The 11,182-nt window shown below is 68.6% G+C and carries 13 protein-coding genes; 7 read left to right on the top strand and 6 right to left on the bottom strand.

Annotated features, from left to right (window positions below):
* Positions 1-434, bottom strand: a 434-nt coding sequence (locus QZ753_RS15115) for a peptidoglycan-binding protein (RefSeq protein WP_294644749.1), incomplete at its 3' end; no start/stop codon positions are given.
* Between the two features lie 177 nt (positions 435-611).
* Between QZ753_RS15115 and otsB the strand changes: the two genes are divergently transcribed.
* From otsB to QZ753_RS15090, 5 genes are all read left to right on the top strand, one after another.
* The gene (gene otsB, locus QZ753_RS15110; RefSeq protein WP_294644747.1) at positions 612-1,370 is read left to right on the top strand and encodes a trehalose-phosphatase; all 759 of its coding nucleotides are present in this window, start codon (positions 612-614) and stop codon (positions 1,368-1,370) included.
* Between the two features lie 2 nt (positions 1,371-1,372).
* The gene (locus tag QZ753_RS15105; RefSeq protein ID WP_294644746.1) at positions 1,373-2,824 is read left to right on the top strand and encodes a trehalose-6-phosphate synthase; all 1,452 of its coding nucleotides are present in this window, start codon (positions 1,373-1,375) and stop codon (positions 2,822-2,824) included.
* Positions 2,825-2,913: 89 nt separating this feature from the next.
* Positions 2,914-3,555, top strand: coding sequence for a 2-dehydro-3-deoxy-phosphogluconate aldolase (locus QZ753_RS15100; protein WP_294644744.1), 642 nt, complete (start codon positions 2,914-2,916; stop codon positions 3,553-3,555).
* Between the two features lie 88 nt (positions 3,556-3,643).
* A complete protein-coding gene (locus QZ753_RS15095) occupies positions 3,644-4,507 on the top strand; it encodes an alpha/beta hydrolase (RefSeq protein WP_294644743.1) in 864 nt (287 codons plus the stop codon).
* The gene (locus QZ753_RS15090; protein WP_294644741.1) at positions 4,504-5,175 is read left to right on the top strand and encodes a GNAT family protein; all 672 of its coding nucleotides are present in this window, start codon (positions 4,504-4,506) and stop codon (positions 5,173-5,175) included. The genes QZ753_RS15095 and QZ753_RS15090 overlap by 4 nt, the downstream gene beginning before the upstream one ends.
* A 13-nt stretch (positions 5,176-5,188) precedes the next feature.
* Here QZ753_RS15090 and QZ753_RS15085 read toward each other — a convergent pair whose 3' ends face one another.
* The 5 genes from QZ753_RS15085 to QZ753_RS15065 all read right to left on the bottom strand — a co-directional run bounded on the left by QZ753_RS15085 (position 5,189) and on the right by QZ753_RS15065 (position 9,568).
* The gene (locus QZ753_RS15085; RefSeq protein ID WP_090960718.1) at positions 5,189-5,629 is read right to left on the bottom strand and encodes a hypothetical protein; all 441 of its coding nucleotides are present in this window, start codon (positions 5,627-5,629) and stop codon (positions 5,189-5,191) included.
* A gap of 160 nt (positions 5,630-5,789) precedes the next feature.
* The gene (locus QZ753_RS15080; protein ID WP_294644738.1) at positions 5,790-6,875 is read right to left on the bottom strand and encodes an autotransporter outer membrane beta-barrel domain-containing protein; all 1,086 of its coding nucleotides are present in this window, start codon (positions 6,873-6,875) and stop codon (positions 5,790-5,792) included.
* A gap of 96 nt (positions 6,876-6,971) precedes the next feature.
* On the bottom strand, positions 6,972-7,958 hold the full coding sequence (locus QZ753_RS15075; protein ID WP_294644736.1) for a 2-hydroxyacid dehydrogenase: 987 nt from the start codon (positions 7,956-7,958) through the stop codon (positions 6,972-6,974).
* Between the two features lie 18 nt (positions 7,959-7,976).
* Positions 7,977-9,011 carry a LacI family DNA-binding transcriptional regulator gene (locus tag QZ753_RS15070; protein ID WP_294644734.1) on the bottom strand — a complete coding sequence of 345 codons (1,035 nt, stop codon included), beginning with the start codon at positions 9,009-9,011 and terminating at the stop codon, positions 7,977-7,979.
* Positions 9,012-9,091: 80 nt separating this feature from the next.
* Positions 9,092-9,568, bottom strand: a complete 477-nt coding sequence (locus QZ753_RS15065; protein WP_294644733.1) for a MarR family transcriptional regulator — start codon at positions 9,566-9,568, stop codon at positions 9,092-9,094.
* Positions 9,569-9,687: 119 nt separating this feature from the next.
* Here QZ753_RS15065 and QZ753_RS15060 point away from each other — a divergent pair, with 119 nt between their 5' ends.
* Together QZ753_RS15060 and QZ753_RS15055 are read left to right on the top strand one after the other, a co-directional pair.
* Positions 9,688-10,500 carry a creatininase family protein gene (locus tag QZ753_RS15060; protein ID WP_294644731.1) on the top strand — a complete coding sequence of 271 codons (813 nt, stop codon included), beginning with the start codon at positions 9,688-9,690 and terminating at the stop codon, positions 10,498-10,500.
* A 41-nt stretch (positions 10,501-10,541) separates the two neighbouring features.
* On the top strand, positions 10,542-11,182 hold a 641-nt coding region (locus QZ753_RS15055; protein ID WP_294644729.1), incomplete at its 3' end, for a GTP-binding protein.

Here is an 11,182-nt window from a genome sequence, read left to right as displayed (position 1 = left end):
TCGGCGCCGAACCGCGCCCAGTTGCGGGCGCCGAGCGGATGCGTCGGCAGGACTTCGTCCGGAAGAGTCGCGCCGATGCAGTGGGCGACGAAGAGGCCGCACCAGGGAATGTCGTCGCCGCGGTACGGGATGCCGAGCCGCTCCGCCCAGTCCTCGATCGTGGGATTGCTCCCGCGACCCGCGACCTCGCGCGTGCCCATCAGGCGGCGCGCCTCGTCCATCCACGGGAGGAGGGCAGGGGAGGGAGGCGCCTGCGAACCGAACAGCCGCGCTCGCGTCTGCGGTCCGGCGATCCCGTCCACGGCAAGCTGCTGGTCCGTCTGGAAGGCACGGATGGCTGCGATCGTCCGCCGTCCCCAGATCCCGTCCGCGGGTCCCGGGTCGTAGCCGCGCTCGATCAACCGGACCTGAATGCGCTTCGTGAGATCGTTCATTCCGCTTGCCCTTCGCCAGAGAAGGCGGACCCGTGTCGTCCGCTCGTTGTCGTCGGGCATTGTCCCTGCAACCAGGGCGAGTGGGGGCTCGGCGGGAGGAGTTGATGGTCGGCTAAGGGCGATCCGGGGTGTAGATCACGGGTGGGCACGCCTGCGGTTTTGCCTATCTTGGAAGGCATGAACCTGCCGCCGCCGCTCGATCCCGCTCGCCACGCGCTCTTTCTCGATTTCGACGGGACGCTGGTCGAACTCGTCGACCGGCCGGAGGATGTGCACATTCCTCCCCATGCTGTGGCGCGGCTCGCCGCGATCCAGGCCGGCTGCGACGGCGCCTTTGCGCTCCTGAGCGGGCGGCGCATCGCCGATCTCGACCATTTCCTGTCGCCCATGCGCTTCGTCGCGGCCGGCGTCCACGGGCTCGAGCGGCGCGAGGATCCGGAGGGCGAGGTCGTTCCCTTGGCGGGGCCCGCAGGGCTCGATGCGATCCGCCTCGTCCTGTCGATCGGTGTGACGGAGGAACCGCGCCTGCGGCTGGAGGACAAGGGAACCGGACTGGTGATCCACTACCGCGGCTTTCCCGATCTGGCACCGGCGGCACGCGAGCTGGTCACCCGCGCCGTGCAGGACGAGCCGGGCTTCTCGGTCATGGAAGGCGACAACATCGTCGAGGTGCACCTTGCCGGCATGGACAAGGGCAAGGCGCTCGCCGCCTTCATGACCCACGAGCCGTTCGTCGGGCGCGTGCCGATCTATATCGGAGACGACACGACGGACGAGTTCGGCTTCGCAGCCGTGAAGGCGCTGAACGGCATTTCCATCAAGGTGGGTGACGGCCCGAGCGAGGCGGATTTCCGGCTCGCCTGCGTCGATTCCGTCCATCGCTGGCTCGGGGTGGAGCCGGTTGCGGGCGAAGGCAGCATGAAAGAGGCATCGTAGGCATGGCAGGGGACAATCATCGTCTGGTGGTCGTATCGAACCGGGTCGGCCCGCTCAGCGACGAGGGCAAGGCCGGCGGGCTGGCGGTGGGGCTGGCCGATGCGCTCCGGCGCCGGGGCGGCCTCTGGTTCGGCTGGAGCGGAGAGATCACCGAGGAGGGCTCGCACAGCGAGCTTCGGGTCGAGGAACACGGCCACACGGCGCTGAAGACGATCGACCTTTCCGAGGAGGAGATCGAGGGCTTCTACTTCGGCTATGCCAACCGCTCGCTCTGGCCGCTGCTGCACTACCGGCTCGACATCGCCGCGTTCGACCGCGAGTCGGAGCGTGTCTATCGCGCGGTCAACCAGCGGTTCGCCGAGCGGCTGAAGCCGCTGCTTGAGACCGACGATCTCGTCTGGGTCCACGACTACCACTTCTTCTTCCTCGGCCAGGACCTGCGCAAGGCGGGCTATGACGGGCGCCTCGGCTTCTTCCTTCACATTCCGTTCTGTCCGCCGGACATGATGACGGCGCTTCCCGCGAGCCAGGACCTCGTGCGTGCGATGCTCGCCTACGATGTCATCGGCTTCCAGACCGACAACGACCGGCGTAACTTCGTCGACTTCTGCGTCCAAGAGTTCGGTGCGGAAGACCTCGACGGCGACCGCGTGCGCACCTCGGACGGGCGTATCGTGCGCGCCTCCGCCTTCCCGATCGGCATCGACGCCGAGGGTTTCGCCGAGTTCGCCGTCTCCGACGAGGCGCGCGAGCATCAGGCGATGGTCGAGAGCATCTCCCACGGTCGTCACCAGATCGTCGGTGTCGACCGGATGGACTATTCGAAGGGCATCGTGGAGCGCTTTCGCGGCTTCGAACTGCTTCTGGAGGACAATCCCGACCTGCGCGGCCAGACCCAGTTCCTGCAGGTCGCGCCCGTCTCGCGCGGCGAGGTCGAGGCCTATGCCGACCTGCGGGTCGAGCTGGAAGGGCTGGCTGGCAACATCAACGGACGCTTCGCGACGCTCGACTGGAACCCGATCCAGATTCTCGTCAACGGCTTCACGCGCCGGGCGCTGGCGGGCATCTACCGCGCCGCGCAGATCTGCATGGTGACGCCGCTGCGAGATGGCATGAACCTCGTCGCCAAGGAGTTCGTGGCGGCGCAGGACCGCGCCAATCCCGGCGTCCTCATCCTTTCGCGCTTCGCCGGGGCCCGGGCCGAACTGCCCGAGGCGCTGATCGTCAATCCCTATTCGCCCGACGATCTCGTGCGCGCCCTGAAGCAGGCGCTGACCATGCCGCTCGCGGAGCGTCAGCGCCGGCACGAGGCGATGCGGGCGCGGGTCTTTTCCAACACCGCGCACAACTGGTGCGAGACGTTCCTCGCGGTTCTCGATGCCCCGGACGAGCGGAAACTCCAACCGCCGTCCTGGTGGGAACGCTTCCGGGCCGGAATGGCTGGGAACTGGTAGCAAATCGATTGAACGGCGGGTTTCGGGCGGCGGGCGCATCGGCTAAACCACCATCAGCCTCACCCGTCGACGCAAGGACCGGACCGCTCATGACCCAGAAGACCCATGCCCTGATGGACATTCTGACGCGCCAGCCGGTGATGCCGGTGGTTGCGGTCGACAGCGCGGCCGATGGCGTCAAGCTCGCGCGTGCGCTCGCCGCCGGCGGCCTGCCGGGCATCGAGGTGACCTTGCGCACGCCCGCCGCGCTCGACGCCATCAAGGCGATCTCGGCCGAAGTCCCCGAAGCGCTGTGCGGCGCCGGCACGATCCTCACCCCGCGCCAGTTCGATCAGGCGGTGGAGGCGGGTGCCCGCTTCATCGTCTCGCCGGGCACGACGCACGAGGTGCTGGACGTCGCCAAGACCTCCGACGTGCCGCTTCTTCCCGGCGCCGCGACGCCGAGCGAACTGATGGCGATGATCGAGGAAGGCTACGAGATCCTGAAGTTCTTCCCGGCCGAGCAGCTTGGCGGCATCCCCTACCTGAAGGCTCTGGCACCGGTGTTCCAGGGCATTCGCTTCTGCCCGACGGGCGGCGTCAGCCCGAAGAACGTCGGCGAGTACCTTGCGCTGCCGAACGTCGTCTGCGTCGGCGGCTCCTGGGTCGCGCCGAAGGACTTCGTATCGGCCGGGCGCTTCGACGACATCACCGCGCTCGCCCGCGAGGCGGCCGGTCTCGCCCGTCGCTGAGACCATCGGCGCGGCCGCCGGCGTCTGGCCGCCGCGCTCCGATGTTCCATCTTCTGCAGGACCTCCGACACCGGTCCTGCGATTGCCCTTGCGCTCCCTTCCCAGACTGCTTCTTCTCCTGTCGCTCGCCGGCTTCCTGTCGGCCTGCTCGGGCGCCGCGCTCCTCAATTCCGTCACCAGCCGTGCCGGCTACGAGACGCACCGCAACCTTCGCTACATGCCGGGTGATCGCGGGACGCTCGATCTCTACGTCCCGACCGGGGCAGGGCCAGCGACGCCGATCGTCGTGTTCATCTACGGCGGGAGCTGGGACTCGGGCTCCAAAGCGATCTACCCGTTCGTCGGCCAGTCGCTGGCGTCCGCCGGCTATATCGTCGCGATCCCCGACTTTCGTGTCTATCCCGACGTCCTCTTTCCCGGCTTCGTGGAGGATGGCGCGCGCGCCGTCGCCGCGATCTGGCGGCTTGGCGAGACCGGCGGAGCCGGGTTGGCGGCGGGCTCGCATCCCCTGTTCCTGATGGGCCATTCCGCCGGGGCGCAGATCGCGGCGCTCCTCGCCTATGACAAGCGCTACCTCGCCCGGGCCGGGGGTGGTCCGGTGGCCGGGTTCATCGGGCTGTCCGGTCCTTACGACTTCCTCCCCCTCAAGGAGGAGCGGTACAAGCGCATCTTCCCGCCGGCGCTGCGAGAGGCGAGCCAGCCCGTCAACTTCGCCGCACGCGGCGACCCGCCGACCTTCCTTGCTCACGGCGGCAAGGATACGACCGTCGACCCCGAGAACATGCGCTCGCTCGCGCGCAAGCTGCGGGCGGCCGGTGTGCCGGTGTCGGAAAACCTCTACCCCGATCTCGATCATATCGGCACCGTCAGCTCGTTCGCCACGGCGCTGCCGCTCGGCAACCGCCAACTGCGGACGGATGTCCTCCAGTTCCTGAAGGAGCACGCGCGATGAGCACGCACGACCTGTCGCACTGGGAGCCGCGCGAATTGCCCGGACAGGGTGTCATGATCGGCGAGCACGTCCGGGTCGAGCCGATGCACGACGCGCGCCGCTTTGCCGAGCTCCACGAGGCGTTCGAGGGGCACGACCGCCTTTGGGACTATCTCGCCTATGGGCCGTTCGAGACGGCCGAGGCCTTCGGGCGCTTTGCCAACGCCAACTACCTCGGCACCGACCCGATGTTTCACGCGATCGTGCCGTCGTCGTCCAACCGGGCGGAGGGCGTCGCGGCGCTGATGCGCATCGATCCGGCCAACGGGGTGATCGAGATCGGGCACATCTGCCTGTCGCCCGGCCTGCAGCAGACGCGGGCTGCGACGGAGGCCTTCGCCCTCCTGTTCTCGCGCGTCTTCGACGAACTCGGCTACCGCCGGCTGGAATGGAAGTGCAACGACCAGAACATGCCGTCGAAGCGGGCGGCGGCCCGGCTCGGGTTCACGTTCGAAGGCGTCTTCCGACAGCACATGGTCGTCAAGGGTCGGAACCGCGACACGGCCTGGTTCTCGATCGTCGATGCCGAGTGGCCGAAGGTCAAGGCCGGCTTCGACGCGTGGCTCCAGGCGGAGAACTTCGACAAGAGAGGCCGGCAGCGCCGCTCGCTGTCGCAGCTTCGGCCGTGAGGCGAGGCGCCCGTCAGCTGCGGGCGGGAACGATCGTGATCAGCGCGTTGGACGGATAGATCGACTCGTAGAGCACCCCGTCGCCCGGAATGAATTCGAGAACGGTCTCGCCGCCGCCGTCCGCCATGATCAGCGAACCGTCGCCGGTCGTCTTCCAGTAGGCGACGCGGGCCAGCTCTGGCGAGGCGGCGCAGTCCGGGCCGATCGGCGCGCGGCGAAAACCGGCGGCGGCGTCGGCGGGGCCGGCGATCTTGCAGGTCGCGCCATTGCGCAGGTCGATGAGACGGACAGCCGCCGCGGGCTGCGGGCCGGCCGGTGCGATCGAGCCGGTGATCTCGGCGGAAGGTCGCATCAGCGACACCAGGCTCTCGGCGTTCGCATCCGAGCGAGCGGGAAGGTTGGCGAGGATCGTACCGACGAAGCCGACGCCAAGCGCCACGGCTGCAAATCTCATGACCAATCTCCGAATGCGCCGCGTTGCCGAGCGGCACCGAACCCTTGAACGGCCTGCGGCTCCCGGAAAACGAAGGCTTCCGAATGGGCAGAGGGGCAGGCTGACAGAGGTCGAGTATCGCATCGTTAGCCTTACCTGAAGGTTAACGGCCGTCCCGGCCTCAGAACTTCGTCTCCAGCCGGATCTGCAGCGAGCGCGTGTCGCCGTCGCCGCCGAAACGGGAGCGGTGTTCGAGGCGCGCGGTCCAGTGCGGCGCGAGTTCCGCCTCGATCTCGGGCGCGACCGTCAGCTCCTGGCTGACACGGCGACCGAGCGAGCGTGCCCGCGCGACGTCCTCGCGCATCTCCAACCGCAAGGCCGGCGCGATCGTCGCGCCCTGACGGCGGATGACGCGGCTGGTCTTGACCCCCGTGACGGCCGACGTGCGGCTGGCCAGAAGCGGGCCGGACCAGGCGCCGTCCCTCGGCAGGGCTCGAACGACCGCGCTTTCCATGCGGGCATAGGGTGACAGGGTGAGCGGACCCACGGCGAAGCGCGAGCCGTAGGTCGCGGTCGCGAACCCCGCCTCGCCTGATGCGATTGGTTGGCCGGCGTCCGTCGCCGAGGTCCGGAGCGGTCCGACGCCGGCCGTCACGTCGAGATAGCTGTGCGGCGTCGGCGCGAAGGTGCCGTAGGTCGATAGCGTCGGCAGGTCGAGATTGCCGGCGCCGTCGATGGCGGCACGGTTGAGGCCGAGCGCCGCGCCGGTAGTTGCACGGGCGGAGAGCGACACGTCGAGGCCCGTCGCGATGTCGGCTCGCGAGCGGCGCGCTGCGATCATGCCGTCTACGTTCCGCCCGAACTCCACGACGCCGCTGCCCCAGACGTCGCCGCTCCCGTCGCTGGTTAGGCGACGGCTGACCTCGAGTTCGCTGGAGGGCGCAGGACGGCCTTCGAAGTCGTTGTCCCAGAACAGCGTCGGCAGGTCGGGCTCCGGCGCCTCGAGGAACGGGTCGAGCGTCCGGTCGACCTGGGTCCGGTCGATACGAAGGTCGAGATCGACGCCCGACATCGCCGTGATGCCGGGATCGCGCACGTCCTCTATCCGGGCGTTGAGGCGCGCGGCGGCGGCAAGGGCCAGGTCGCTGGCGCCGCGCAGGCTGTCTTCGAGAGCCGCGGCCCGAGCTTCGGGCGCGGCGACGAGAAAAAGGGCGGCGAGCGCTGCGAGCCCGGGCTCGCTACGCGGGCGTGGCCGGAGAACGGGCATGAACCGTATCCCCCAAGATGATGCTGATGCGAATGATCGCAGTGCAGCATAGTCCGGGGCTGGATCATGCGAAAGAGAGATAAGCCTCCCTTGCGATCACGAAGTCTTGGCGCGCGTCAGACCCGCGTCCGCGCTTTCGGGAACCGGGGTCGGCAGCGGCTCGCCTGCGAACCAGGCGGAGAGGTTGTCGGCCACGAGATTGCCCATGGCGCGCCGCGTGTCGCGCGAGGCGGAGGCGACATGCGGCAGGACGACGACGTTGGGCAGGGCCAGGAGCTCGGCCGGGATGCGCGGCTCGTCGGCGAAGACGTCGAGCCCAGCGCGCGCGATTGTGCCCTCTTTTAGCGCGGCGATCAGCGCCGGCTCGTCGACCGTCGAGCCACGCCCGATGTTGATGAAGATGCCGTCCGATCCGAGGGCCTTCAGCACCTCGGCGTTGACGGCCTTGTCGGTCGAGGCGCCGCCGGGCGCCGCGACGATCAGGATATCGACGGCCTTCGCCAGACCCGCGAGCGTGTCGTGATAGGCGTAGGGGACATCGCCCCGCTTCGAGCGGTTGTGGTAGGCGACCGAGAGGCCGAAGGCTTCGAGGCGCCGGGCGATGGCGAGCCCGATGCGACCGAGGCCCATGATGCCGACCGTCTTGCCGCGCAGGCTGAAGCGCGTCAGCGGATAGGGGCCCTTCGATTCCCAGTGGCCGGCGCGCGCATGGGCTTCGGCCTGTCCGAGCTCGCGCACCGTCATCAGGAGAAGCCCGAGCGTCGTGTCGGCCACTTCCTCGGTCAGGACGTCGGGCGTGTTGGTGACGGCAATGCCCTTCGAAGCCGCATAGGCGGCGTCGACACCGTCGTAGCCGACACCGAAGTGACCGATGATCTCGATGTTGGGCAGGCCGTCGATCGCCTCGTTCGGAATGTGCCCGGCAACCGCCACCGCGCGGATCGAGCCGCGCTCGGCCTCGGGGAGTTCGGCGAGGTCGCGCTTCTCGAGCTTGCGAACGGTGAAGCGGCGCTCCAGTTCGGCGATGCCGTCCGCGTTGAAGGGGCCGAACACGAGGACGGTGGCGTCGTTGGACTGGGGCACGCGGGCGCTCGCTTTTTGTCAGTCGATGGGAAGTGCGGAATCGGAGTGCACGAGGCTGGACCGGCGCACGCGCAACTCGGGACGGATGAGTTCGAGGCGCTCCTCGGCGGGCGCGCCGTTGAGGCGGGCGAGCAACGCCCCCGCTGCCCGGTGGCCGACCTCGGCCTGCCCGTTGGCGACCGTGGTCAGCGGCGGCATGGCGATCGCCGCCTCGTCGATGTCGTCGTAGCCGCAGACGGCGATGTCGATGCCGGGCCTCACCCCGGCGCGCGACAGGCCGTACATCAGGCCGAGCGCCACGAGGTCGGAAAAGCAGACCACGGCGCGCGGAGAGCCGGGCAGGGCGAGGAATTCGGCCGCGGCGTCGAAGCCCTGGTGGCGCGAGCGAGGGCCCTTGATCCACCAGTCCGGCCGGAACTCGATGCCCGCCTCTTCCAGCGCGTCGCGGTAACCTTGCGCGCGATCGCGGCCGGTCGAGGTCTGGTCCGTGCCGCCGACGAGCGCGATGCTCCGGTGCCCTTCCTCGATGAGATGGCGCACGACGAGCGACATGCCGTAGGCGTCGTCGCCGCGGAACGAGGCGACGCCGGACCCTTCGACGGTGCGCGCGATGAGCGCGACCGGCAGGTCGTTGTCCTCGGCAAGGCGGATGTCGGAGGCGGGCGTCCCGATGGCGGGCGACATGATCAGGCCGTCGGCGCCGAGCTGCAGCATCGTGTCGAGGAACGAGCGCTGCTTCGACAGGTCGTCGTAGTGGTTGCACAGAACGAAGGTCTGGCGCTGGCGGTCGAGTTCGTCCTCCACCGCCTTCAGGATCTCGCCGTAGAACGGGTTCATGATGTCGTGGACGCAGACGCCGACGATCCCGGACTTCGACGTGCGCAGGCTCGCGGCGCGACGGTTGTAGATGTAGCCGGAGGTGCGGGCCTCTTCCTTGATGCGCTCGCGCGTGACCTCGGCGACGAGCGGACTGTCGCGCAGCGCGAGCGAGACGGTCGCCGTGGACAGGCCGAGCCGCTCCGCGATCGTCGACAGTTTGACCTTCTGCGCCACCTAGTCCCGTTCCATTCCCACGCGAGAACACCAATCGTTCGGGTGTAAGGACTGGTCTTGTCCGACGCAACCGGAGGCGGTCAATCCTCGGCCTCTTCCAGAGGATTGGGGGTGCCGTCCGCGGTGAAATTGCGCTCGATGCGCTTCAGCATCTTGCGCAGGCGCCGTGCGTCCTTCGCCTTCACGCCCTTCAGCGCGCGCTTCTCGACCGCCGCGCGGGCCGCCTTCACCTCGGCGACGAGCCCGAGGCCCTTCTCGGTCAGGTGGACGAAGCTCTGTCGCGCATCGAGCCGCGAGGGGCGGCGCTCGACGATCCCTTGTGCGGACAGGCGCGTCATCGTCTTGGTCACGGTCGGCGGGCGGACCTGGAGCCGGTCGGCGAGATCGCGCAAGGAAATGCCGTCCTTCTCCTCGGCGATCGCGATCAGTACCGCATCCTGGCCGGGATAGAGGCCGCGCTCGCTCAAAGAGTGGGACAGCGCGTTGCGCACGGCGCGCGCCGTCAGCGTCAGTTGGACGCTCACCACCGCCGGCCTGTTCTTCTTGCGCTCGCCCATGTCCCACCGTCGAGATTCCCGGTGCGAGGATGACCGGGCGATCCCGACTTGTCCACGTCGCGCCCTTTCGTCGGTTCCCTTCGGGCTCTACAAGCCATTCACCCCCGAGAGAGGCCGAAATGACCCCGCTGGCGCACCGATTCGAAGAGCTGACGAGTGCCGAGCTTCGCGCGGCGAGGGATCGGCTCGGGCGGGCGGTCGCCATCCTGCCGGTGGCCGCCGTCGAGCAGCACGGGACGCATCTCCCGCTCGGCACCGATGCGATCATCGCCGACGCGATGGTCGCGCATGCCATCGCCAAGCTGTCGGACGGTTTTGAGGCCGTGTTTCTGCCGGTGCTGCGGGTCGGCGCCTCGGACGAGCACCTTGCTTTTCCCGGCACCCTGTCGCTCGGTTGGCGCACGGCGACCGAGACCATCGTCCGCCTTGGCGAGGGCGTGGCGAACGCGGGCTTCCGGCGCCTTGCCATCGTCTCCTCGCATGGCGGCAACACGCAGGCCGTGGAGGCCGCCGCGCTCGACCTGCGGCAGCGGCACGGGCTGCTGTGCGCCAGCGCCTCGTGGAACCGCTTTGGCCTGCCGACGGGGCTTCTCCCCGACGAGGAGATCGCGATCGGCATTCACGGTGGGGCGGTCGAAACCGCGCTGATGCTGGCGATTCGCCCCGATCTCGTTCGCACCGCCGAGATCGCCGACCAGCCCTCGCTACAAAGCCGTCTTCTCGCGGAACGCCGGCACCTTCGCGCCCACGGCCGCCTCGGCTTCGCTTGGGCGGCGGAAGACCTCAACCCTGTCGGCACGGTGGGGAACGCCACACTCGGCACGGCTGCGATGGGCCGGGCGATCCTCGACCACCAGTCCGCGCGCTTCGTCGAACTCCTGGCCGATGTCGCCGCCGTGGATTGGCCAACGGCCCCCGTGCAAAACGGATAGGACGGGCCTATATCGGGCGCTCCAGACAAGGAGGCATCCCGATGTCCGACACGTCCCGCCCGACCGAGGGCCATATTCCCGTCACCGTGCTCACCGGCTATCTCGGCTCCGGCAAGACGACGCTCTTGAACCGCATCCTCACCGAGGACCACGGCAAGCGCTACGCCGTCATCGTCAACGAGTTCGGCGAGATCGGCATCGACAACGACCTCATCGTCGAGACCGACGAAGAGATCTACGAAATGAACAACGGCTGCATCTGCTGCACCGTGCGCGGCGATCTCGTGCGCGTGGTCGAGAACCTGACGAAGCGCACCGGTCGCTTCGATGCGATCATCGTCGAGACGACGGGCCTTGCCGACCCCGTCCCGGTCGCGCAGACCTTCTTCATGGACGACGACGTACGCTCGAAGACGCGCCTCGACGCCGTGGTGGCGCTGGTGGACGCCAAGCACATCGGACTGCGGCTGAAGGACTCGCGCGAGGCGGAGGATCAGATCGCGTTTGCCGACGTCGTTCTCCTCAACAAGACCGACCTCGTGACGCCTGAGGAACTCGCCCGCGTCGAGGCGACGGTGCGCGCGATCAATCCGTCGGCCGTGATCCACCGCACCGAGCGCTCCGCGATCCGGCTCGACCGGGTGCTCGGGCAGGGCGCCTTCGACCTCAGCCGCGTGCTCGA

This window comes from uncultured Aureimonas sp., from assembly GCF_913775355.1.
GTDB lineage: Bacteria > Pseudomonadota > Alphaproteobacteria > Rhizobiales > Rhizobiaceae > Aureimonas.
Note: the sequence above shows the minus strand (reverse complement) of the source record. Positions and strands in the feature narration are given on the sequence as shown.

What these genes read in the sequence shown, in the direction of transcription:
- QZ753_RS15060 (WP_294644731.1), top strand. Translation starts at nt 9,688, where the DNA reads ATGACCCCGCTGGCGCACCGATTCGAAGAGCTGACGAGTGCCGAGCTT.
- QZ753_RS15080 (WP_294644738.1), bottom strand. Translation starts at nt 6,875, where the DNA reads ATGCCCGTTCTCCGGCCACGCCCGCGTAGCGAGCCCGGGCTCGCAGCG.
- QZ753_RS15085 (WP_090960718.1), bottom strand. Translation starts at nt 5,629, where the DNA reads ATGAGATTTGCAGCCGTGGCGCTTGGCGTCGGCTTCGTCGGTACGATC.
- QZ753_RS15100 (WP_294644744.1), top strand. Translation starts at nt 2,914, where the DNA reads ATGACCCAGAAGACCCATGCCCTGATGGACATTCTGACGCGCCAGCCG.
- QZ753_RS15090 (WP_294644741.1), top strand. Translation starts at nt 4,504, where the DNA reads ATGAGCACGCACGACCTGTCGCACTGGGAGCCGCGCGAATTGCCCGGA.
- QZ753_RS15065 (WP_294644733.1), bottom strand. Translation starts at nt 9,568, where the DNA reads ATGGGCGAGCGCAAGAAGAACAGGCCGGCGGTGGTGAGCGTCCAACTG.
- otsB (WP_294644747.1), top strand. Translation starts at nt 612, where the DNA reads ATGAACCTGCCGCCGCCGCTCGATCCCGCTCGCCACGCGCTCTTTCTC.
- QZ753_RS15105 (WP_294644746.1), top strand. Translation starts at nt 1,373, where the DNA reads ATGGCAGGGGACAATCATCGTCTGGTGGTCGTATCGAACCGGGTCGGC.